We start from the raw sequence: 23,211 nt of genomic DNA, 5'->3' as shown, positions 1-23,211 counted from the left end.
GTAGCTTTACAGGGGATGTTATGAAATTTTTATCCGTTTTAACGGTGTTTTTACTCTTAGCTGGGTGTGCATCACAAGAAATAAAAGATGGCCATAGCAATGAGGTGTATGCAGAGCATGAGTGCCTAGGTGGTGAAGTCGAAACAGATTATAACTACACCATTTTTAGCACCGACAAAGATGAGGCAAATAAAAGTACAGTGCAAACCCATTGTCAGCCAGTGAAAACTGAAACTGAGTTTGAACGAGATCTTAGAACAGGTGGCTAACATTAACAGCTTGGCTCACTTACTTTTAATCAAGTGAGTCAAGCTGTACCGTATAGTGGTAAGCTTAAACTATTAGCTTAAGTCGTTTTGTTATGTGAGGTGTTACTGCTTTCTTGTTTTGCAGCTTCGCTGTACCAAAGCTGCATAAAATACTCGGTTAGCTTATGTTCTATTTCAAGCGCTTTTTCAGTTGGGCAGAATAACGTAAAGCTGGCTTTAAACTCACCTAAATCAGTGGTACTAAAGTGTATCTCTGGCTCTGGACCGGAAATTTTAGCATCTAACTTTCTTTCAATAATCGAGTTATAGCGTCCTGCTACATCTTGGAACTCTTCACAGCATTGCTTTGCCTTATCACTTAAAGTGGTATAGATAGGGTAAGGATTAAAGCTTTCCTTACGCACAATACTAAAGTGGTGTGTGGTAAAACGTTTTACAAAGTTTAGGTTTTTAATTGGGCTAGTGATCAGCTTATTATTAGGGATATAAATAGTCTTACGGGAAAACTGATAGGTATGCATATCAATTTCATGCATAGTGGTTTTGATCCAATCGGTTTCTGCTATTTCACCATAATATTCACCAACCTGCACCCAATCGCCAACCCGAAATGGGCGCGTGGTAACTAAATAGATAAAGCCAATTACACACTGAATAAACTCTCGGGTTGCAAATACAATAGCCACCGCAAATGCCGCGATCGACAGCGCAAAGTTCTGAATTTCAGTAGACCAAACGAATAACAGTAAAAGCACAGTTACTAAGTTAATAAAGTGCTTAATATTGTGCGAAATATAGCGAATATCTTTTTCTTTTTTCTGTGCTTTATGTCGTGCAAACCTATCAACCAGTGCTTTAAGGCTAAAGGCAATGGTGATCACGACTAATGAAATAAGTACCGGGTGGAGCAGTAGATCTTTGTTCATAAATTCCTAATTGATGAAGCGTTAATAAAAAATAACACCACGCCATACTAGCGAAATTTTGCTGCTTTAACCATGATAGAGCTGCAATAAAGTGGCAAAACTATTTTATGTTTTATCAACTAGCTAGCATCCAAATACCTGCGGTTATCATAAATAGGTTTTCGGTTAATGAGATAAAACCTAGTGGTACATTACTGTCGCCCCCCACACAGGCACATTTAAGATCTCGCTTATCAATATACACCGCTTTAAATACTGACACTGCGCCAATACCGCCGATAAATAACGAGAACGGCGCCACAGCTAAGGCTGGTAATTTGGCTACCATACCAATGGCAACATAGGCTTCTATAAAAGGATAAACATACGCATAAGGCACCACGCGCATGGCAAGTAAGTCATAGGTAATAAATGAGTTTGAGAAGCTGTATAAGTCTTGCAGCTTTTGAATGGCTAAAACAGCCATCGATAGTGCAACAAACAACATTAGATTTTGCATTGATAATAAAGCGTCGCCGCTGGCAAAACTAAACCCGCAGCTGAGTAATAGAGTGACTGCAAAAATGGCTAACACCGGCGTGTAACTTGTGCCCTGTTGACCCGCATCAGAAAGGTTGAAAAAATCGCGCAAGTCATAGTACCCGCCAATACGTTTATCATCAATAAAGGTTTGTGGCGTAGTTTTTACATCATGCTGCTGTTTGAAGTCATCAGTTTGCTCGCGGCTGGTAAGGTGGCGATCATCAACATCGTAACCATTACGCGCTAGTAAATCTTTTGATTTTAAGCCGAACGGGCAAATATGCTCATCGGTTACCATGCGATATAAAATTGCAGACTTAGACACAGTGCCTCCTTGTAAAAATGCCTTGTTTACTGCGTAATAATTGCTTAATTACACAGCAAGCAAGGGCAAATTGTTGCGATAACTGAATACTTACAAGGTTTGTGCCAGCTGTGATTTCAGATAATAAAAAACCTCGCAACATGAACAGCAAGGTTTTTAAATATTTGCCCGAAGCCCGAAGCCCGAAGCCCGAAGCCCGAAGCCCGAAGCCCGAAGCCCGAAGCCCGAAGCCCGAAGCCCGAAGCTTTTCTTCTCTGTGTAGCGAAGCTCTCGGGATTCCCCGGTGGTGAACATAAACCTGCGCGAGGTAATACCAATCGACTTAAATATTTAACCATTCTAGCGGGCTAAATAAAGGGCTAACTGCGTTATAAATTTTTCATGTAGAACAACTACATGTCAAAATTTATGCCTTGTTATCACTCCATTTATCTGTCGCTATAAATGGTCAGTAACTTAACACGATTGGTATAAACTCCCACCTACAGGAATTAAAAAAGCCTTGCGATATTAACCGCAAGGCTTTTAAACTCGTTGCTCGTTGCTCGTTGCTCGTTGCTCGTTGCTCGTTGCTCGTTGCTCGTTGCTCGTTGCTCGTTGCTCGTTGCTCGTTGCTCGTTGCTCGTTGCTCGTTGCTCGTTGCTCGTTGCTCGTTGCTCGTTGCTCGTTGCTCGTTGCTCGTTGCTCGTTGCTCGTTGCTCGTTGCTCGTTGCTCGTTGCTCGTTGCTCGTTGCTCGTTGCTCGTTGCTCGTTGCTCGTTGCTCGTTGCTCGTTGCTCGTTGCTCGTTGCTCGTTGCTCGTTGCTCGTTGCTCGTTGCTCGTTGCTCGTTGCTCGTTGCTCGTTGCTCGTTGCTCGTTGCTCGTTGCTCGTTGCTCGTTGCTCGTTGCTCGTTGCTCGTTGCTCGTTGCTCGTTGCTCGTTGCTCGTTGCTCGTTGCTCGTTGCTCGTTGCTCGTTGCTCGTTGCTCGTTGCTCGTTGCTCGTTGCTCGTTGCTCGTTGCTCGTTGCTCGTTGCTCGTTGCTCGTTGCTCGTTGCTCGTTGCTCGTTGCTCGTTGCTCGTTGCTCCTGATACCTTTTACAAATATTCAAATACTTTAATTACACGCTCTACACCAGATACATTACGGGCAACATCTACAGCGGTGTTCGATTCAGCATCTGATACTAAGCCCATTAAAAATACTTCACCGTTCTCTGTAACTACTTTGATGTTGTTGCTACTGATATTTTCAGTGGTGAGTAATTGTGTTTTTACTTTAGAGGTAAGCCAAGAGTCGTGGGTTCGGGTGCTCATACTTATATTAGAGCCAATACGCAGCTGGTTATGTATTTTACGTATTGCAGGTAAGCCCTCAATCGCTCGCTGAGCTTCGTTTTTCATTTCTTGGTTAGCAACTTGGCCTACGAGTAATACAATGCCGTTAACGCTAATTACGTTAATATTGGCATGATCAGCAAGACGAGGCACATCGTTTATTGCAACCCCAGCTTTGATTTCAATATTGCTATCGTCTATTTGTGAGCCAAGCGTACGACGATCGTTTGCTGCAGTAACAGCTCCCGCAGTGCCAGCGACGACTGCAGCGGCACAACCTTGTAATAATAAAACCGTACTGATAACGATAAGAGATTGTTTCAACATTAATTTTCTTCCTGTGGGAATAAGGTTAAGTCGACGAGTTCGCTTAAACAATGAAGATTAACCAAGTGAGATTCAATAATGCGACTTGGACGTTTTGATGGCACACGTATTTCTACGTCATTTGCACCCAATAAACCAACTAATTCACCACCGTCATCACCAACCAACACAATGACTTTCATATCTTTAGTGAGTGCCGCTTCAACTGCGCTAATGATATTTTTTTCATTACCATTGATTGCCAACACTAACAGTAAGTCGCCTTGTTGAGCAAAAGCGCGAACTTGACGAGCAAAAGTATCTTGGTCATCACTTTGGTTGTTTTGACCAAGATTGATATGTTCTTGAGAGAGAGCAATTGCGGGTAAACACGGGCGTTCGGTTTCATAGTAATTGATCAATACACCTGCCATATGCTGCGCAAGCATATGGCAGCTAGCGGTGCCGCAACAGATCAATTTATTACCATTGATCAGGCTTTGCGCTATGGTAAATGCAGCTGCTTCTAATGCACTAGGGAGTACTTCACCTGCGGCAATTTGCACTTGAATGCTTTCTGTAAAAATTTCTTTAATGGTATCTTGCATATTAAAATACGTTTTTTATCCAATTAAGTTGTTGTGATGCTTCGCCGGTTATAGCGACAAAGTCAATTCGTATTGCTTGGTCACTCAGTTTTTTCGCCGCTAAATAATGGTAAATTGACCGTTTTAAGCGTGCTTGCTTTTGCTTCCCTAAAGCATGGAGTGCTCCGCCTTTAACATGGCTACTGCGAAATTTCACTTCCACAAACACTAACGTGTTGCCATCGCGCATTATTACATCTAGCTCCCCGTAAGGGCAGTTATAGTTACACTCAATAGGGATTAGCCCCTGCGCAACTAAATATTTTTGAGCTTCTTGCTCGTAGTATTGGCCTTTTTCCCGGCTATTTTGCCACAGCTGTTTAAACCACGACATAATGACATCCTTGTTCGATAAGTTTGTTAACAACTACTCACTGTTAGATAAGGTGGTAGCTGATTGCATAAATAAGGGCATCGGCGCTGTTGTTTGTAACTGCACTGCTTGGATCTGCCTATCTTTGTACTGTGCCCAATCAAGATGACGATTAACTTGGCCATCACTGGTAATACTTAACTGTCCGGTTAAGCCATTAAAGCGTTTACCGGGGATCATACTCAATTGTGTAATATTACTGAGCATTGCCACAGAGTCATACGCCATGGCAAATAAACGTTGGCTAATATCGGCTTGATCAGGCCACAATGAATTATATTGTTGACGCAAACTATGATCTGCAATTTGCCCACTCAACATCCAAGGTAGTTCAGTAAAATACAAGCCTTCGAGATCGCCTTTATCTGTGCTATCTATTTGTTTACTATGGCTTTTAGAGCTGGCGTACAGAGGAATACGATCTGCAAAAGTACTCACGTTGACATCTAAATAAGGTTTGATAAGTCGCGTTTCCATCGCATCACCAAGGATATAAATAACATCAATATCACGGCGAGAGCGGGTTTCACTTTCGACTTCTTGTTTAAATAGCGATTTAACCGAAGCAACACGCTCTTTTGATTTATCTACTTCAAGCAAGCTAATTATAGTGGTAGGCATGTCTTTTTTATCATTATACAGCCCGACTTCCGGAGTCGTTTCGCTGTAGCGTTGCCATTGTACGTTGAAAAAATCAACTAAGCGCTGCCCTGTACTATTATTAGGTGCTAATAACATTGGCTTTTGGTAGCCCACCGTTAAAAAGTGCTCAAGAGCTTGCTGTACTTCGTGCTCAGGGTTTAAGGCAAAATAGTAATGCTGCGGTGATTGGCGTTCGGCATCTGCTGTATTTAAGTGCAGTACAGGGTAGTCTAATAAGGTTTTGCTTGCAGCAAACTTATCGATATTTCCTTTGAGCAACGGACCAATCACAAAGCTTGGTTGGGCTTCGTGTAATTTAACCGTCAGCTCTTCAGGACTGAGCATTTCGTCAATAAAAATGGTTTCATCAATCGCGGCGTTATCTAATGCAGCTAGTACACCCGCTTTTAAGGCATCCCCCAAACGTTGATTAGCGCCAGATTGCGGCAATAATACCACTAAGCGTTCAATAGTAAGGGGGGTAATGGCAATTAACTCAGCCGCTTTTTTTGGCAATACATCAATTGCAGGGTGACCAGGGTAACGACGTTGCCAATTATTAATCGCTTGATCAAGCTCAACCGGCGCACCTAAATATACTTGATGATAAAGAGCTAAGTTTACCCAGCCTTGCTGCACTACCGAGCCGCGATTAAAGCGCTCCAACGCATACGATGATAATTGTTGTAAATTGTGCCAAAGATCATGGTTGAGTTGTGGGATCGTTAAGTTATTTTTGCTGGCGGTTTCAGACGCGCGAAAAAAATACTCCATCGCTTGTTTTGGCAAATTTTGTGACGCATACACACTGGCAGTTAAATATTGGTGCCAAGCAAAATGTTCAGGTTGAGTTAGTTGGTTGTCTAAGCTGGCTAAGATCTCAAGTGCGGCGGTATTCTTATTTTGTTGTTTTTGCGCAAACGCGATATACAGCTTATTCTGCACTTGATCTACGCTCGGTGTGCGTTCTAATTCAGTGCATATTTGCTCTAGGAGTGGCCATTGTTGCTCTGTGATCGCGGCATCTCGTGCACTATACAAGAGTTGAATTTGGTCCACACCTTGGCGATTTAAAGCTAGTTGGTACAGTGATTGTGCATCAGTTGCTTGAATTTGTGATGAGCTATTAGCTGAACTGAGATTTTCAGTGGTTTTAGTCGGTTTTTCGGTTGTACTACAGGCCGATAACCCTGACAATATGATAACTAGACTAACAAGTTTAAGTCGCACAATGATTTCCCAATACGTTAAACGCGATTTGCTTATATTACTGACTGACGCAGGAGACCTCAATGTTAAATGAGGAGAATTCACAGAAAATCGGCACTCTTTACATTGTAGCCACCCCAATTGGCAATTATGACGATTTAAGTCAGCGTGCAATCGCGACATTATCGCAAGTTGACTTAATCGCTGCTGAAGACACACGCCATACTGGTAAGTTGCTTAGTCACTTTGGTATTAAAGCTAAAACCTTTGCTTTACATGACCATAATGAAAAACAAAAAGCGCAACAAATTATCGATCAACTTAACCAAGGTTTAAATATAGCACTGGTTTCTGATGCAGGCACACCGCTGATTAGTGATCCCGGTTATGCGGTTGTAAACTTGTGCAGAGAACAAGGTGCTCATGTTACACCTATTCCAGGGGCATGTGCAGCCATCACAGCAGTATGTTGCTCTGGCTTGCCAACAGATCGCTTTCAATTTATTGGTTTTACTCCCGCAAAAAGCAAAGCGCGGCAAGATTTTTTTATTGAAGCGGTTAATTCCAACATCACCAGCATAATGTACGAAAGCACGCACCGTATTATGGCAAGTCTTGATGACTTAGAAATTGCCTTAGGGAGTGAACAACAGGTGGTATTTGCCAAAGAATTAACTAAAACCTTTGAAACATTCTTTAGTGGCACTGTTAGTGAGTTAAAGCAATTTTTAACCGATGACCCAACCAAGCAACGGGGCGAAATAGTGCTTATGTTACCTGGTAACCCTAAGCAGGTTGATGATATTCCGCCAGAAGCACGAAAAATGTTAGCGCTACTTGAGAATGAAATGCCAATGAAAAAAGCCTGCGGTATTGTGGCTGATTACTTTGGCATGAAGAAAAACGCCTTATATAAAACAATTATTGACGAAAAAGGCTAAATCTTTACTGCACACAACTACAAGCTCAGGTATACTGCGCGCCGAGTCAGCCAAGATGATCGCTGCCTGCAACGAAAATGCGCAGGGGGAGGAAAGTCCGGGCTCCACAGGGCAGGGTGCCAGCTAACGGCTGGGGGGCGTGAGCCTACGACAAGTGCAGCAGAGAGGAGACCGCCAACTTCGGTTGGTAAGGGTGAAAGGGTGCGGTAAGAGCGCACCGGGCCACTAGTAATAGTTGGTTGCAAGGTAAACTCCACCCGGAGCAAGACCAAATAGGGTTCCTTAAGGTGTGGCCCACATCGGAACCGGGTAGGTTGCTTGAGCCATAGAGCGATTTATGGCCTAGACGAATGATTATCACTTTCTTCGGAAAGGACAGAACCCGGCTTATACGGCTGACTCACTCATTCAACAAAAAAGCCCGCAGTTAACGCTGCGGGCTTTTTTGTGCTTGTGTTTAGGTTATGGGTCTCGAGTTTCGAGCAGCGCGCTACGGGAGTAGGATGTTGAGAGGTGGACTCAGATCTCAGATATAGAAATTAGAAGTTAGAAACTTAAAATTTAAATTTATTATTTCAATAAATAGACTTGGAATAGCTTACATAAGATAACGACGAGGTAAAAATAGCAATACGCTTAAGCTAGATATTCAAAAACCATTATCTCAGTATTGCATCGCTTATAGCAGCCGTAATAACCAACTAAATTGACTTAATTTAGCGACATTACTGGAAGGTCGGCGGCTATTTAGCGCTTGATAACCTGCACCGGCAGTAAATGCGCTGGCAATACCCACTTTGGTTACAGCAAAGCGTTTCAGTCGATAGTTGAAAGCTTGATGGTGCTGTTGCTTTAAAGCTTGAATGGTGTTCATCTTTTCAGTTAAATGAGCCACTTTCCGGTTTGGTTTGAGAATAAAGTAATCAATGAGCATCTATTACTCCTTGGTAATATTGAGCAACTGCTTAATGCTATGGCTGGTTTTATCGAAGCCAATTTTACTACTGATATAACCAATGTTTTTCCACAGCCAAAATAAACACAGTAACTGCAAGCTGATCAGGCAAAGGGCACTGAGCCAGATTGATTGGCTAAAGGCGAAAATAGCCAAGCCAAGAGTGACGAGTAGACCTGCCCATAAGAGTACTAAGCCACCTGCAAAGCTCACGAGTAAAATGATAGTCAACGCTAATGAGCGGGTTGATAGTCGCCACTCTGCACTGGCTAACTCTTTACAAATACCAGCTTGTTGGCGGTAATCCTGATAAAGCTGTTCACCATACTGGGTTAATTTAGCTAGGTGATCTTGCCACTGATCTGCACTTTGCTGTGCAGGATCAGCGGCTTGATTTTGCTTATCTTTAAGATCAGTATCTTGTTGCATAACAGCTTACTTGCCACGACGAAGTAATGCAGTTACTAACATACCAGCTGCAAATGCAATACCAGCTGTTGCAAGAGGATTTTCTGATGCTAGCTGACGTGTTTTACCACTGTATTCAGTTAACTTTTCACGAGCAACTTTTTGCTTTTCTGACAGTGTTTCAGCTGAACTAGCTGCGCCATGACGGATACTTTGCTCTGCTGTAGCCGCCTTTGAAGAGAGTGCGTCAACTGCAAGATGAGCCGCTGAAGTGGCTTTATCTGTAAGTGGCGCCTCTGTATGAGGTGCTAGGGTATCTGTATTTTTGTTAGCTGCTGAAGCTGAGTTAGTACTTGATGTTGAAGTAGCCATAATAATCATTCCTTAAATATTAAAATTAAATAGTGCAATACTAACTGCATCCTTTGTACCAGTTCTGCCAAATAATAATTTAACCATTAAATCAGTTGCTTATGTTTTTTAATGGAAATTGAAATACTTAAAAAAGCAGCATTTTAGGTAACTATTGCAAAGCCATCGCGTAAATTTTACAAGGCGTAGTTAATAGGCATTTGGTGTTGTTTATTTTGTAACTATTCATTGATTATTCATTAATCATTTAGCTTGGTTTATTTGTTTTTATCTCAGAATAAAATATTTTTTTCAAAGATATCCACTTTTTCCCACGTAATTCAGTAGCTTTGCGCTAGCCCTTATTTTTTCTGGCTTTAACACGCGATTATAGGATCTTGCTGACTTGACAAAACCGCTTGTCAAGCCCTAAACTGGAGCACTGTGGTAAAAAGTGGTTTTTAGTGGATCAAATTGGATCAAACTAATCAAAATGGATTGATTATCAACTTTTAGAATAGGCTTTTTATGTTCCGTGGTGCGAGTTCGCTCAGTTTGGATGACAAAGGACGGTTTGCGGTACCTACTAAGTACCGCGATGCGTTGTTGTCTGAAGATCAGGGAACTGTGATTTGTACAGTCGCACTGAACGAGCCTTGTTTGTGGTTATATCCACTGGCGCAATGGCAAGATATAGAAGATCGCCTCGCTAGAATTTCTAATATGAATCCACGTGCTCGACGCATGCAAAGGATGTTGTTAGGTAACGCAACTGAATACCAATTAGATAAAAATGGCCGAATTTTGCTGGCACCGTCGTTACGGGCTCATGCAGATTTAGGCAAAAAAATCATGTTGGTTGGTTTGATGAATAAATTTGAGATCTGGGATGAAGAGCGTTGGCATGAACAAATGCGCCAAGACACCGAAATAGAACGCCTCGGTGAGTTTGAATCAACACCAGACTTAGATAATTTTTCACTCTGATCACACAATAAAAAAGGCAAATAATAGCTAATGACAGCGCAATTTGAACACATTTCCGTACTAATGGACGAAACCATCGATGCGTTAGCAATTAAGCCAGACGGCATCTATATGGATGGTACATTTGGCCGTGGCGGACATTCTGGGCAAATCTTGGCGCGCCTTGGTGAACATGGTCGATTACAAGCGATTGATCAAGATCCACAAGCAATTAAGTCAGCTGAAAAGTTTGCCGATGATAACCGCTTTGCTATTGCTCACACGCGTTTTTCTAATTTATACGAAGTGGCGGCGCAAAACGATCTGTTAGGTAAAGTGGATGGTATTTTATTAGATATCGGTGTGTCATCTCCGCAATTAGATGATGCTGAACGTGGTTTTAGCTTTATGAAGGATGGCCCGCTTGATATGCGTATGGACCCAACCAGTGGCCGAAGCGCGGCGCAGTGGTTAGCCGAAGCCGAACTTGAAGACATTGTGCATGTGATCAAAACCTATGGCGAAGAAAAGTTTGGTCGCCGTATTGCGCACAAGGTTTTAGAAGTTCGTGAACACACTCCTATTACGACGACCAAGCAGCTAGCTGATTTGGTTGATGAAGCGGTCCCCGTAAAAGATAAGTTTAAGCATCCGGCTACGCGTACTTTCCAGGCGATCCGTATTTATATCAATAGTGAGCTTGAAGAGATTCAAACAGCGCTGCAGGCGGCAATTAGGGTATTAAAGCCGGGTGGCCGTTTAGTGGTGATTTCGTTTCATTCGCTTGAGGATCGCATTGTAAAACAGTTTATTAAAAAACAGAGTAAGGGAGCAGCATTACCCAGAGGTCTGCCTTTAACTGATGCACAAATAAATCAAAACCTGACGTTAAAGGCAGTGGGTAAAGCTATTAAGCCAAGCCAAGCTGAAATTGAGCGTAATCCACGTTCACGTAGCTCAGTACTTAGGGTGGCACAGAGATTGGGATGAAGCCAAAAGCGAATCATCGACAACCCAATTTATTTGTAGAAGTACTCAAAGGCCTAGCTGCAAATAAGCTGACGTTGGCCTTATTGGTTGTGATATTTGCATCCAGTTTGAGTGTGGTGCAGGTCACCCACTTTGCTCGCCAAGAGCTGATTGAACAAGATCAGCTGCTGCAAGAGCGAGATGAGCTGGATTTAGAATGGCGTTATTTATTAGTTGAAGAAGAATTTTATTCGCAGCATGCGCGCATTGAAGAAATTGCCACCATGCAACTTGAGATGAAACGGCCGACCAGCCAAGATGAACAGGTGATAGTACTGCCATGAGAAGCAGAGGGAAAAAACCAGTCAATAGTTTGATCACATGGCGTTTTATGCTGGTGTGCTCTGTTGTGCTGCTTGTTTTTGTCACTTTGGTTTCACGTGCGGCCTATTTACAAGTTATTGAGCCTGATAAAGCGCGTTCAGAAAGTAACAAACGTACCGTGCGAGTTGAAAAATTACACGTACAACGTGGGATGATTTTTGACCGTCATGGTAAAGAGCTCGCAGTGAGTGTGCCAGTTGTAAGCGTGTATGCAGATCCAAAAGCATTGCATAAGTCATTGCGTACTAAAGTGCTTAGGCAAGCACGAAAAAATGGCGAAGACGAAAAAGCATTGGCCGAAAATACAGCATTACTTGAGCAACGTATTAGCGAATATTACAAAAATGACTTACGTTGGCGCGAACTTGCCGATGTACTGCGTATTGAACCGAACAAAATTAATAGTCGTTTACGCGACGATGCTAGCCGCCGTTTTGTGTATTTAAAACGCCAAGTAACTCCAGCCGTTGCCAATTATATTGGTGATTTACGCCTACCAGGTATTCATTTATTAGATGAATCAAAACGTTATTATCCAGCAGGTGAAGTAACTGCACATGTGCTAGGTTTTACCAATATTGATGGTAAAGGGATTGAAGGCATAGAAAAACTGTATGAAAGTGCGCTAACCGGTGTGGAAGGACGTCGTACTATTCGTAAAGATGCACAAGGGCGTGAAGTGGAAGTACTTGATGAACGTGAACGCATTGAGCCTGAAAATATCCAACTCAGTATCGACCAACGTATTCAAGCAATTGCTTATAAAGCAGTTAAATCAGCAGTACTGACTTACAAGGCAACCTCTGGCTCGGCAATGGTTGTGGATGTAAAAACCGGTGAAGTGTTAGCGATGGTTAACAGCCCCTCTTTTAACCCCAATAATTTAAATGATGCAGCTCCTCATAAGCGTCGTAACCGCGCAATCACTGATTTGTTTGAACCTGGTTCAACCGTTAAGCCTCTAGCCATTTTAGCTGGCTTAGACTACGGCACAATTCAACCGGATGATAAAATTGATACTTATCCAGGCTGGATGCGTTTAGGCGGTAGTTTAGTGTCAGATTCGCGTAACCACGGCGAAATGACACTGCGTGAGATTTTAAAATACTCCAGTAATATGGGCGTGACGAAAATTAGTCAAACAGTGCCTAAGGATTACTTTGTTGGGTTATTCCAAAAAGTGGGTTTTGGAACAGATTCAGGCACCGGTATGGTCGGGGAAAGCAGTGGTTTGTTTTACCCTAATCGTCGTTGGTCTGATCACGAAATTGCCGCTTTGTCATTTGGTTATAACCTTGCCGTAAGTACCGCTCAAATGGCACGTTTTTATGCCATGTTAGGTGCTGGTGGTGTAAATCGTCCACTTACAATCTTAAAGCAAGACAGTATTCCTGAAGGTGAACGAATATTTCAACAACAAGATGTTGAAGCCGTTGTACATATGATGGAAAGCGTATTTGAAGACGATGGTACAGCGAGACGTATAAAGGTCGATGGTTATCGCGCAGCAGGAAAAACAGGCACCTCTAAAAAAGCCGCCGTAGGTGGTTATGGGGATGAGTATGTTGGTTATTTTGCAGGTTTAGCACCTGCCAGTAACCCACGTTTAGCTGTAGTAGTATTAATTAATGAGCCCGGTGGAGATGTTTATTACGGCGGCGCAACGGCAGGACCGGCGTTTGCTGAAATAATTTCTAATTCATTAAGAATTTTAAACGTAGCGCCTGATAAAGGCTCGGTTGCCTACGTGAAGGGCATAGATGATGATGCGTGATTTAAAAATAATTTTACAAAAAATAGAAGTATCAGCTGCAAGCTTGTTAGTTAAAGATTTGCGTTTGGATAGTCGCGATGTCACCCCCGGTGACGTATTTGTGGCTATTAAAGGCCACCAGTTAGATGGTGGGCACTTTATACAACACGCCATTGATAATGGCGCGGTGGCGATTATTGCTGACCGTTTATGTGAGTTTGAATCTGATTTTGATCCGCTGTATTTAATTACTGACTTGGATAAAAAGCTACCGGCTTTGGCGAGTCATTTTTATCAGCAACCGAGTAAGCACTTAGATGTGATAGGTGTTACTGGTACGAACGGTAAATCAACCACCACCGCTATGATAGCCCATTTAGCAAGGTTTTGTGGTACCCCGTCAGCCATTGTTGGTACATTGGGTTATGGGCAGCCAGATAACTTAACCGAATTAATTAACACCACACCGTCATGTGTTGACTTGCAAAGAATATTAGCGCAATTAGCTGAGCAAAATAATAAGTTGGTGGCGATGGAGGTTTCATCCCATGGACTGGTACAGCATCGTGTTGCCAATACCCACTTTAAAGCTGCGGTGTTTACCAATCTATCTCGCGATCATTTAGATTACCACGGTGATATGGCAAGTTATGCTGACGCTAAGCTAATGCTAATGCGAGACTTTGATGCGCAGCTGGTGGTACTTAATCAAGATGATCATCAAGTTCAGCAATGGTTAGAGCAGTATGATTTTAATAGCTTAATTTGTTATGGTCACAAAGCGCTAGTACCTAAAAATGCACGGTTTGTTTACTTTACCGATGTTAATTACCATAAAACTGGTATTTCGGCACAATTAACGACAAGTTGGGGTGATATTGCCATTGCTTGTCCGCTGTTTGGTGAATTTAATTTATATAATTTAGCCGCCGCAATAGCCACGTTATTGGGTATGGGTTATCCGCTTGAAAAATTAGCCGCAGGGTGTGAAAGTTTACAGCCTGTTGCGGGCCGAATGCAGGCCTTTAGCGCACCAAACCAACCAACTTGTATTGTTGATTATGCTCATACGCCGGATGCCTTAGCATTGGCACTGCAAGCACTCCAACAACATGTGCCTGGTGGCGTAAGTTGTGTATTTGGCTGTGGTGGCGATCGTGATAAAGGCAAGCGCCCGATGATGGCAAAAGCGGCAGAGCAATATGCTGATCAGCTTATTGTCACCAGTGATAATCCCCGCAGTGAAGATCCGTGGCAGATCATTAACGATATTGCCGCAGGTTTTAGTCAACCAGATAAAGTTCATTTAGAGGCGGATCGTGCTGCAGCTATTGCCTTTGCTATTGATAATGCAAATGCTCAAGACGTTGTTTTGATTGCAGGCAAAGGCCATGAAGATTACCAAATCATTGGTGCGCAACGGATCGATTTTTGCGATCGAAAGTTTGTTCAGCAGCACTTACAACAAGCACAAAAGCTAGATTTACAAGAACAACAACTCAGAGGATCGCAGTTATGATCCCTATGGATTTTGATTGGCTGGCAAATGTGCTAGCAAGCGATTATCAAGGTGATAATCAACCCGTAATTAATATTAATACGGACACTCGCACAGTTTGCGCGGGAGAGGTGTTTTTAGCGTTACAAGGCTCTAATTTCGACGGCCATAAATTTGTACAACAAGCGAAAGACAAAGGCGCAATAGCTGCCATCGTTAGTCATAAAGTTGCCGTTGATATTCCCCAATTTTTAGTGGCAGATACACGTATTGCACTAGGCGACATTGGTGCAGCGGTAATGGCAAGTGTTGCTCCGCAAACTATCGCGATCACTGGAAGTGTCGGTAAAACCACGGTAAAAGAAATGTGTGCCGCTATTTTAGCCGCACATGGTGAGGTGTTAGCAACGAATGGCAACTTTAATAACGACATTGGTGTGCCATTGACCTTGCTTCGCCTTGAACCTCAGCATAAGTATGCCGTTATTGAACTTGGTGCGAATCATATTGGTGAGATTGCATACACTGTTGCCATGACCAAACCTGATGTAGCTGTAGTATGTAATGTTGCAGCAGCGCATATTGAAGGCTTTGGCTCGCTTGAAGGCGTAGCCACTGCTAAAAGTGAAATTTACGACGGCTTAAAAGAGCATGGTACTGCAATTGTTAACTGTGACAGTGAATTTAGCGATGGTTGGTTGAATAAGCTTGCAGGGCGTAAAATTAAATGTTTATCAAGCACTGAACAGCTGGACATTTGGGCTGAAGATATCAGCTTAGATGCACAAGCACACGCGTCTTTTTTCTTCTGCACTGCGCAGCAACGTGTGCCAGTAACGCTTGCACTGCCTGGTCGTCATAATGTGACTAATGCATTAATTGCTGCGGCACTAACCAGTGAGTTTGGTGTGTCACTTGAGGCGATCGCTAAAGCGCTCGCAAATATGGCTGAAGTTAAAGGCCGAGTAAACATAATTCCTGTTACTGACACCCTAACCGTGATTGACGACACCTATAACGCTAATGTGCAATCAGTTAAGGCTGCAATCGACCTATTACGTGACCTAGCAGGTAAGCGTGTTTTGGTCTTAGGTGATATGGGCGAACTTGGCAAGGAAGCTGCGCTTTATCACCAACAAGTTGGTTTATATGCCAAACAACAAGGTATCGATGAGCTGTATAGTTTAGGTGTATTGAGCCAATATGCCAGTGATGAATTTGCTCAACCACAGCGGCATTTTTCGAGCCGTGAACAGCTATTGCAACAGTTGCGGGCAGAGTTGGCTGATTCAACACAAAACACCACTATCGTCGTGAAGGGATCACGTAGCTCTCGCATGGAATTATTAGTACAAGATTTAGTTAACAGCCAGCAAGTTGGCCGCAATGGAGTATCTCAATGTTAGTTTGGCTGGCAGAATACCTAACTCAATATTACAGTGCCTTTAATGTGTTTTCGTACCTTACGGTGCGCGCAGTATTTGGCATTTTAACGGCATTATTAATTTCTTTATATTTTGGTCCTAAATTGATCCGCGCGTTGCAAAGAATGCAAATAGGCCAAGTAGTTCGTAATGATGGGCCCGAATCTCATTTATCGAAAAAAGGCACTCCAACCATGGGGGGCTTATTAATCTTAGCGTCTATTTTTACAAGCTCACTACTATGGGCTGATCTGAGCAATAAATACGTGTGGGCAACACTGTTTGTGATCGGCTCGTTGGGTATTGTTGGCTTTGTTGATGATTACCGTAAAGTGATCCGCAAAGATCCTAAAGGACTTATCGCTAAGTGGAAATATTTTTGGCAATCAGTGATCGCACTCGTGGTGGCGTGTGCATTGTTTTTTAGTGCGAACCATGCAAATGAAACCTCACTCGTTGTGCCATTTTTTAAAGATGTGTTACCGCAATTAGGCTTATTTTACATAGTAATGACTTACTTTGTGGTGGTGGGTACTTCAAATGCTGTAAACCTCACTGATGGCCTTGATGGCTTAGCTATTGTACCAACTATTTTAGTGGCGGCAGCACTGGCGATTATTGCGTATTTAACCGGTAACGTAAATTTTTCGGCTTACTTACATATTCCACATTTACCGCTGGCTAGTGAGTTAGTTGTGGTATGTACTGCCATTGTCGGTGCAGGCCTAGGCTTTTTATGGTTCAACACCTATCCGGCACAAGTATTTATGGGGGATGTAGGTTCATTAGCACTTGGTGGTGCACTAGGAATTATTGCGGTATTGGTACGCCAAGAATTGATACTCATTATTATGGGGGGCGTGTTTGTGATGGAAGCGTTATCGGTGATTTTACAAGTCGGCTCGTATAAATTACGCGGCCAGCGCATTTTTCGAATGGCGCCTATTCACCATCACTACGAATTAAAGGGTTGGCCAGAACCACGTGTTATTGTTCGGTTTTGGATTATATCAATCGTGCTAGTACTGGCTGGCCTCGTGACATTAAAGATCAGGTAAATGACGTATTTAAACGAGATAAAAAACAAACAAGTAACAGTGCTCGGACTCGGTGTAACCGGTCTGGGCATTGTGCGTTTTTTATTGTCGCAAGGTTTAACACCGAATGTAGTTGATAGTCGCCAATCGCCACCGGGAAGTGACTGGCTGCAACAGCATGCGCCAAATTTAAATACTCATTTTGGTGATCTAGCAAAGGCAAAGCTTGATAGTGCAGATATGATCATCATCAGCCCAGGCCTAAGTTTGACCCTTCCTGCTGTTGCACAAGCGATACAAGCGGGTGTGGAAATATTGGGTGATATTGAATTGTTTGCGCGCTTAACAGATAAGCCTGTAGTTGCTGTCACTGGTTCTAATGGTAAATCAACGGTGGTGACACTTGCGTACGAAGTGCTAAAAAGCGCCGGTTATAAAGTTGGCCTTGGTGGCAATATTGGCACCGCAGCGTTGGACTTATTAAGCGATGATTTTGATGTGTATGTACTCGAGTTGTCGAGTTTTCAACTCGATACCACATACAGTTTAAAGCCGATTAGCGCAACGGTATTGAATGTTTCAGAAGATCACCTAGACCGCTATGCCAGTTATCAAGCATACATAGAGTCAAAACAAACAATTTATAGTAATGCGGCTCTTGCTGTGATCAACAGCAGCGATAGCGCAACCCATACGCAGGTTATGCCGCAATTGAGCTTTGGGATAGACACTGGCGATTATTGCCTGATGACTTATCAAGGTGTTCAGTACTTTAGTTATCAAAATGCGCCTTTGTTGCCTGTGAGCAGTTTAGCGGTGGTGGGTCGTCATAATCAGCTCAATGCATTAGCGGTTATGGCTTTACTCAGCCCATTTGATATTACACCACAGCAATATGCACAGGCATTTGGTGAATTTACAGGGTTAGCTCATCGTTGCCAGTTTGTTGCAGAACAAGCGGGCGTTAAATATTTTAATGACTCTAAAGCCACTAACGTTGGCGCGACTATTGCGGCAATAGAAAGCTTGGCAGATCAAGCTAAGCAACTGGTGGTTATTGCCGGTGGTGATGCTAAAGGTGCAGATCTTGATAGTTTAAAACCGTATTTACAGCAACAAGTTAAAGCGTTAATTTGTTTCGGTAAAGATGCTAAAGCCTTAGTTGCATTAACTGATAAAGGTCACCTAACAACAAATATGGAACAAGCTGTTGCGCTTGCTAAGCAGCTAGCGACAGTGGGTGATATTGTTTTGCTTGCTCCTGCTTGTGCCAGCATCGATATGTATAACAATTACATGCAACGTGGCGATCACTTTAGCCAATGTGTTTTAGCGGAGGCGCTATGATCGCGTTTGCTGATATTCGTGACTCTTTGACTCCAAAGCCATCGGCGCAGCTGTTCGATGTACCTCTGCTGTACTGTGTGATTATGCTCATAGGTTTGGGATTTGTGATGGTGACGAGTGCCTCAATGCCCACCGCAGATCGTCTGTTTGATAATCCGTATCATATTATTATCCGCCACAGCATGTTTTTAGCGATTGGTTTTGTATTGTTTTGGATCACCTGCTGTGTGCCGATGGACTGGTGGAAGCGCTCCAACCCTTATTTGTTACTGCTTGGCATGGTGTTGTTGATCATTGTGTTGATTGTTGGCCGTGAAGTGAATGGTGCAAAGCGCTGGATCCCAATAGGTCCGATAGGCTTTCAAGTTGCTGAAGCCGCAAAGTTATATTTTTTCAGTTATATCGCTGGTTATTTGGTACGTAAACGCGAAGAAGTACAAGAGAACATAAAAGGTTTTGCTAAGCCTATTGCTGTATTTGCAGTGTACGCGGCATTAATTTTACTACAACCCGATTTAGGGACTGTGGTGGTGATGTTTGTAACTACAGTCGGGTTATTGTTCTTAGCTGGCGCGAAATTGTGGCAGTTTTTTGTATTGATCTTAACCGGCATTGGCTTAGTGGTTTTACTGATCATTATTGAACCGTATCGCATGGCGCGAGTGGTAGGCTTTTTAGAACCATGGGATGATCCATTTGGAAAAGGCTACCAGTTAGTACAGTCATTAATGGCCTATAGCCAAGGTGGCTGGTTTGGTCAAGGCTTAGGTAATAGTGTACAAAAATTACAGTATTTACCAGAAGCTCATAATGATTTTATTTTTGCCGTGATCGGTGAAGAGCTAGGTTTTATCGGTATTGTCAGTATTTTGATGGTATTTGGAACCTTTGTATTTAGAGCCTTATTAATCGGTCAACAAGCATTAAAGTGCGGCAAAGAATATGAAGGCTATTTTGCATTCGCAATAGGTATTTGGTTTGCGTTTCAAACCATGGTGAATGTGGGCGCAAGTGCCGGTATTTTACCAACCAAAGGCCTAACTTTACCGTTTGTGTCTTATGGTGGCTCTAGCTTACTTATCATGACCATAGCGGCAGCTATTTTATTACGAGTGGACTTTGAAACCAAAATGGCCACAAAACAAGCAACATCTCGCGGAGGTAAGCGATGAGTAAAAAATTAGTCGTTGTTGCTGGTGGCACGGGGGGGCATATCTTTCCTGGTATTGCGGTGGCGGATCACTTAAAACAACAAGGTTGGCAGGTTAGTTGGATTGGCACGGCCGACCGAATGGAAGCCCAAGTGGTACCCAAACACGGTATTGATATTGATTTTATTAATGTCAAAGGCGTGCGAGGAAATGGCCTTGCACGTTTAATAAAAGCCCCATTTATGGTTATTAATGCCATATTGCAAGCGCGTAAAGTATTGAAAAAGCAACGCCCTGATGTTGTGCTTGCGATGGGCGGCTATGTGACAGGGCCAACCGGCATGGCTGCAAAAAGCTTAGGTATTCCATTGGTGATCCATGAACAAAATGCAGTGGCTGGTATGAGTAATAAATACCTCGCTAAGTTTGCTAATAAAGTTTTAGCTGCATTTCCGCAAGCTTTTGCTGCAGGTCACAGTGAAGTTGTTGGTAATCCAGTGCGAGCCAGTGTGGCAAGTGTAACAACGCGCACCGCATCAACGCCGGTTAATATTCTAGTTGTTGGTGGTTCATTAGGGGCACAAGTACTAAATCAAACATTACCAGTGGCATTTAAGCAACTGAATGATGACTTTCAACTAAATGTTTGGCATCAAACAGGCAAAGGGCAGCTTGGCTCGGTAACACAGGCATATCAGCAACAAGGTTTTAGTGTTGAGCAAGCAAAAGTGGCAGAGTTTATTGATGATATGGATACCGCATACAGTTGGGCTGATATAGTGGTTTGCCGCGCTGGCGCTTTAACTGTCAGTGAAATTGCCGCTGCTGGCAAAATGGCGGTATTTGTGCCGTTTCCGCATGCAGTGGACGATCATCAAACCGCCAATGCAAAATTTTTAGTCGATGGCAAAGCAGCATTATTAATGCCGCAGGGGCAGTTTAACGAACAAAACATTGTTGAACTATTGCGCCCATATTTAGCCGAACCAGAATTAATTAGTGAACTTGCTGGTAATGCAAAACAGTTGGCGACACTCGATGCTACCGCAAATGTTGCATGGCATTGTATGGATGCGGCCGGTGTTGCTCTGCCTGCACAGCACGTTACAGAAAAAAGAGATTATTAAGTGAAAGAAACGTCAACAGAAAAAAGTACTCGCCCGGCAATGCGCCGTATTAACACCATTCACTTTATTGGCATTGGTGGTGCGGGTATGGGTGGTATTGCCGAAGTACTCGCTTTTGAAGGATACCGTATTACTGGGTCTGATATTGCGCACAGTGCAATGACCGAACGTTTGATCCAAGCCGGTGCTGAAGTGTTTATTGGTCATCATCAAAGTAATGTAAAAGATGCCAGCGTTGTAGTGGTATCAAGTGCGATTGATGAATCTAACCCTGAGATTATTGCAGCAAAAGCTGCACGTATCCCTGTGGTTCGCCGCGCTGAAATGCTGGCCGAGTTAATGCGTTTTCGCCATGGTATTGCCATTGCTGGCACTCACGGTAAAACCACAACAACCAGTTTAATTGCCAGTATTTATGCTCAAGCAGGGCTTGATCCAACCTTTATTATAGGTGGTTTACTTAATAGTGCTGGTAGTAATGCTAAGGTGGGTAAAAGTGATTTTTTAATTGCTGAAGCGGATGAGAGTGATGCGTCATTTTTACATTTACAACCTATGGTATCGGTGATCACTAATATTGAAGAAGATCACATGGATACTTACGGCGGTAGTTTAGAAAAAATGAAAGACACGTATGTAGACTTCATTCATAACCTACCGTTTTATGGCCTTGCTGTGGTGTGTATTGACTCTGAAGTGGCGGCTGAGCTTATTCCACGTTTTGCACGTCCGGTGATCACTTACGGAGAGTCAAGTGACGCCGATTATCGCATGACTGACTTTAGCCAAACCGCAAATACGAGCCAGTTTAAAGTGCGTAGCAAGCAAGGTGATGAGTTAACTGTGCATTTAAATATGCCAGGTAAGCACAATGCATTGAACGCCACTGCAGCGATTGCTGTGGCCAAAGATCAAAAAATTGCTGACCATGCAATTTTAGAAGCATTGCAGAAGTTTGAAGGCATTGGTCGTCGTTTTCAGCATTATGGCGACTTTGAAAACGAGCGCGGCAAAGTGATGCTAGTGGATGATTATGGTCACCACCCTTCAGAAGTTGCGGTAACAATCGCGGCAATTCGCCAAGGCTGGCCTGATAAACGTTTAGTGATGATTTATCAACCGCATCGTTTTACGCGTACTCGTGATTTGTATGAAGACTTTGTAAAAGTACTTGCTGATGTTGACCAGTTATTATTGTTAGATGTTTACAGTGCTGGTGAAGAGCCAATTGTGGGGGCTGATAGTAAGAGCTTATGCCGCACTTTGCGTCAACGTGGTAAAGAGCCTCTGCATGTTGCCAGCAGCTCAGAGCTTGCAGGTGTTTTAGCAGATACATTACAAGATAATGATTTAGTTATAACCCAAGGCGCTGGTAATATAGGTCAATTAGTAAAAGTACTCGCAGCGACATCGCTATCGATTGAGAAACTTAAGCAGGTAAAGGTATGACGCAATTAAACACACAATTTGGCAAAGTGGCCGTGTTGCTTGGTGGTAACTCCGCTGAGCGCGAAGTCTCACTAAAATCAGGTCAAGCTGTCTTGAACGCATTACAAAATGCAGGTGTTGATGCCATTGCGTTTGATCCAAAAGAACAACCTTTATGGCAATTAAAAGAATTAGCTATCGAACGTGTGTTTATTGCTTTGCATGGCCGCGGGGGGGAAGACGGTACCATTCAAGGCGCACTTGAATTTATGGGCATCCCTTATACCGGCAGTAACGTATTAGGTTCAGCGTTAGCGATGGATAAAGTTCGTTGTAAGCATTTATTTAAATCAGCAGGGTTAAGTACCGCACCATATGCTGTTGTGGATAACAAACGTGGTTTTGATGCTAACGCTATTATGGCTGAGCTTAAAAAAGTAATGGTTAAACCGTCACATGAAGGCTCTAGCATCGGCATGGCGCAGGCAAATAATGCGCAGGAGCTTGATGCAGCACTGGCTGCTGCATTTAAATTTGATAGCCAAGTATTAGTTGAGCAATGGATAACTGGCCGTGAATTTACCGTGGCTATTTTAGGTGATGATGTACAACCTGTAATTGAAATGACCACCCCGAATGGCTTTTATGATTACCAAGCTAAATATCAATCAAATACTACGCAATACCATTGCCCTGCTGATTTATCAGCAAGTGACACGCAAAAGCTGCAAACAATGGCGTTACAGGCGTTTGATTTAGTAGGCGCCAGTGGTTGGGGACGTGTTGATGCAATGCAAGATGCTGAGGGCAACTTTTACTTACTTGAAGTGAATACTGTACCAGGCATGACTGAAAAATCGTTAGTGCCGATGGCAGCGAAAGCAAATGGCGCAAGCTTTGAGCAATTAGTTGTTCGCATTTTAGGGCAAACGCTTTAA

24 protein-coding genes and 1 other RNA gene are annotated in these 23,211 nt (G+C 43.0%); 15 read left to right on the top strand and 10 right to left on the bottom strand.

Going from position 1 to position 23,211, the window contains the following annotated elements; translation table 11 throughout:
• Positions 1–20 precede the first annotated feature (20 nt).
• Positions 21–269 (top strand): hypothetical protein, encoded by a 249-nt coding sequence (locus tag PHAL_RS23155; RefSeq protein ID WP_016709497.1) that lies wholly within the window; start codon positions 21–23, stop codon positions 267–269.
• A gap of 77 nt (positions 270–346) precedes the next feature.
• Here PHAL_RS23155 and PHAL_RS0116300 read toward each other — a convergent pair whose 3' ends face one another.
• The 7 genes from PHAL_RS0116300 to PHAL_RS0116270 all read right to left on the bottom strand — a co-directional run bounded on the left by PHAL_RS0116300 (position 347) and on the right by PHAL_RS0116270 (position 6,555).
• Positions 347–1,195: a mechanosensitive ion channel domain-containing protein gene (locus PHAL_RS0116300; protein ID WP_016709496.1), complete on the bottom strand. Its 849-nt coding sequence runs from the start codon at positions 1,193–1,195 to the stop codon at positions 347–349.
• A gap of 115 nt (positions 1,196–1,310) precedes the next feature.
• Positions 1,311–2,042, bottom strand: coding sequence for a glutaredoxin family protein (locus tag PHAL_RS0116295; protein WP_016709495.1), 732 nt, complete (start codon positions 2,040–2,042; stop codon positions 1,311–1,313).
• A 525-nt stretch (positions 2,043–2,567) separates the two neighbouring features.
• Positions 2,568–3,131 (bottom strand): hypothetical protein, encoded by a 564-nt coding sequence (locus tag PHAL_RS24390; RefSeq protein ID WP_016709494.1) that lies wholly within the window; start codon positions 3,129–3,131, stop codon positions 2,568–2,570.
• Positions 3,118–3,684 (bottom strand): division/outer membrane stress-associated lipid-binding lipoprotein, encoded by a 567-nt coding sequence (gene dolP / locus PHAL_RS0116285; protein ID WP_016709493.1) that lies wholly within the window; start codon positions 3,682–3,684, stop codon positions 3,118–3,120. The genes PHAL_RS24390 and dolP overlap by 14 nt, the downstream gene beginning before the upstream one ends.
• Complete coding sequence (locus PHAL_RS0116280; protein ID WP_016709492.1) at positions 3,684–4,271, bottom strand: SIS domain-containing protein; 588 nt, start codon at positions 4,269–4,271, stop codon at positions 3,684–3,686. The genes dolP and PHAL_RS0116280 overlap by 1 nt, the downstream gene beginning before the upstream one ends.
• Position 4,272: 1 nt before the next feature.
• On the bottom strand, positions 4,273–4,644 hold the full coding sequence (locus PHAL_RS0116275; protein WP_016709491.1) for a YraN family protein: 372 nt from the start codon (positions 4,642–4,644) through the stop codon (positions 4,273–4,275).
• Between the two features lie 33 nt (positions 4,645–4,677).
• A complete protein-coding gene (locus tag PHAL_RS0116270) occupies positions 4,678–6,555 on the bottom strand; it encodes a penicillin-binding protein activator (RefSeq protein ID WP_016709490.1) in 1,878 nt (625 codons plus the stop codon).
• Between the two features lie 62 nt (positions 6,556–6,617).
• On the opposite strand from PHAL_RS0116270, the gene rsmI reads away from it, so the two are divergent.
• The gene (gene rsmI / locus PHAL_RS0116265) at positions 6,618–7,475 is read left to right on the top strand and encodes a 16S rRNA (cytidine(1402)-2'-O)-methyltransferase (protein WP_016709489.1); all 858 of its coding nucleotides are present in this window, start codon (positions 6,618–6,620) and stop codon (positions 7,473–7,475) included.
• 43 nt (positions 7,476–7,518) lie between these two features.
• An RNA gene (gene rnpB, locus PHAL_RS23635) (RNase P RNA component class A) lies at positions 7,519–7,881 on the top strand.
• A 273-nt stretch (positions 7,882–8,154) separates the two neighbouring features.
• On the opposite strand, the gene PHAL_RS0116260 is transcribed toward rnpB, so the two are convergent.
• The 3 genes from PHAL_RS0116260 to PHAL_RS0116250 are packed head-to-tail and all read right to left on the bottom strand — an operon-like array spanning position 8,155 to position 9,210.
• Positions 8,155–8,409 (bottom strand): hypothetical protein, encoded by a 255-nt coding sequence (locus tag PHAL_RS0116260; protein WP_016709488.1) that lies wholly within the window; start codon positions 8,407–8,409, stop codon positions 8,155–8,157.
• A gap of 3 nt (positions 8,410–8,412) precedes the next feature.
• Positions 8,413–8,859 carry a hypothetical protein gene (locus PHAL_RS0116255; protein WP_016709487.1) on the bottom strand — a complete coding sequence of 149 codons (447 nt, stop codon included), beginning with the start codon at positions 8,857–8,859 and terminating at the stop codon, positions 8,413–8,415.
• A gap of 6 nt (positions 8,860–8,865) precedes the next feature.
• The gene (locus tag PHAL_RS0116250) at positions 8,866–9,210 is read right to left on the bottom strand and encodes a hypothetical protein (protein WP_016709486.1); all 345 of its coding nucleotides are present in this window, start codon (positions 9,208–9,210) and stop codon (positions 8,866–8,868) included.
• A gap of 507 nt (positions 9,211–9,717) precedes the next feature.
• Here PHAL_RS0116250 and mraZ point away from each other — a divergent pair.
• Genes mraZ through PHAL_RS0116190 form a run of 12 tightly spaced genes read left to right on the top strand, consistent with a single transcriptional unit; the run spans position 9,718 to position 23,211 of the window.
• A complete protein-coding gene (gene mraZ, locus PHAL_RS0116245; RefSeq protein ID WP_016709485.1) occupies positions 9,718–10,176 on the top strand; it encodes a division/cell wall cluster transcriptional repressor MraZ in 459 nt (152 codons plus the stop codon).
• Positions 10,177–10,206: 30 nt separating this feature from the next.
• Positions 10,207–11,145 (top strand): 16S rRNA (cytosine(1402)-N(4))-methyltransferase RsmH, encoded by a 939-nt coding sequence (gene rsmH / locus PHAL_RS0116240; protein WP_016709484.1) that lies wholly within the window; start codon positions 10,207–10,209, stop codon positions 11,143–11,145.
• The gene (gene ftsL, locus PHAL_RS0116235) at positions 11,142–11,468 is read left to right on the top strand and encodes a cell division protein FtsL (RefSeq protein WP_016709483.1); all 327 of its coding nucleotides are present in this window, start codon (positions 11,142–11,144) and stop codon (positions 11,466–11,468) included. Before rsmH ends, ftsL begins: the two co-directional genes overlap by 4 nt.
• A complete protein-coding gene (locus PHAL_RS0116230; RefSeq protein WP_016709482.1) occupies positions 11,465–13,282 on the top strand; it encodes a peptidoglycan glycosyltransferase FtsI in 1,818 nt (605 codons plus the stop codon). The genes ftsL and PHAL_RS0116230 overlap by 4 nt, the downstream gene beginning before the upstream one ends.
• Entirely contained in the window at positions 13,275–14,780 is a 1,506-nt protein-coding gene (murE, locus tag PHAL_RS23150) for a UDP-N-acetylmuramoyl-L-alanyl-D-glutamate--2,6-diaminopimelate ligase (RefSeq protein WP_050901595.1), read from the top strand. The genes PHAL_RS0116230 and murE overlap by 8 nt, the downstream gene beginning before the upstream one ends.
• Positions 14,777–16,165 carry a UDP-N-acetylmuramoyl-tripeptide--D-alanyl-D-alanine ligase gene (locus PHAL_RS0116220; RefSeq protein WP_016709480.1) on the top strand — a complete coding sequence of 463 codons (1,389 nt, stop codon included), beginning with the start codon at positions 14,777–14,779 and terminating at the stop codon, positions 16,163–16,165. Before murE ends, PHAL_RS0116220 begins: the two co-directional genes overlap by 4 nt.
• Positions 16,159–17,241, top strand: a complete 1,083-nt coding sequence (gene mraY / locus PHAL_RS0116215) for a phospho-N-acetylmuramoyl-pentapeptide-transferase (protein WP_016709479.1) — start codon at positions 16,159–16,161, stop codon at positions 17,239–17,241. Before PHAL_RS0116220 ends, mraY begins: the two co-directional genes overlap by 7 nt.
• Positions 17,242–18,567, top strand: a complete 1,326-nt coding sequence (murD, locus tag PHAL_RS0116210) for a UDP-N-acetylmuramoyl-L-alanine--D-glutamate ligase (protein ID WP_016709478.1) — start codon at positions 17,242–17,244, stop codon at positions 18,565–18,567.
• Positions 18,564–19,739 carry a cell division protein FtsW gene (gene ftsW, locus PHAL_RS0116205; RefSeq protein ID WP_029216204.1) on the top strand — a complete coding sequence of 392 codons (1,176 nt, stop codon included), beginning with the start codon at positions 18,564–18,566 and terminating at the stop codon, positions 19,737–19,739. The genes murD and ftsW overlap by 4 nt, the downstream gene beginning before the upstream one ends.
• A complete protein-coding gene (gene murG, locus PHAL_RS0116200; RefSeq protein ID WP_016709476.1) occupies positions 19,736–20,845 on the top strand; it encodes an undecaprenyldiphospho-muramoylpentapeptide beta-N-acetylglucosaminyltransferase in 1,110 nt (369 codons plus the stop codon). The genes ftsW and murG overlap by 4 nt, the downstream gene beginning before the upstream one ends.
• Positions 20,846–22,294, top strand: a complete 1,449-nt coding sequence (gene murC, locus PHAL_RS0116195; RefSeq protein WP_016709475.1) for a UDP-N-acetylmuramate--L-alanine ligase — start codon at positions 20,846–20,848, stop codon at positions 22,292–22,294.
• The gene (locus PHAL_RS0116190; RefSeq protein WP_016709474.1) at positions 22,291–23,211 is read left to right on the top strand and encodes a D-alanine--D-alanine ligase; all 921 of its coding nucleotides are present in this window, start codon (positions 22,291–22,293) and stop codon (positions 23,209–23,211) included. Before murC ends, PHAL_RS0116190 begins: the two co-directional genes overlap by 4 nt.

The sequence above is a fragment of the Pseudoalteromonas haloplanktis ATCC 14393 genome, assembly GCF_000238355.1.
Lineage (GTDB): Bacteria > Pseudomonadota > Gammaproteobacteria > Enterobacterales > Alteromonadaceae > Pseudoalteromonas > Pseudoalteromonas haloplanktis.
This window is presented reverse-complemented; position numbering and strand designations above follow the sequence as displayed.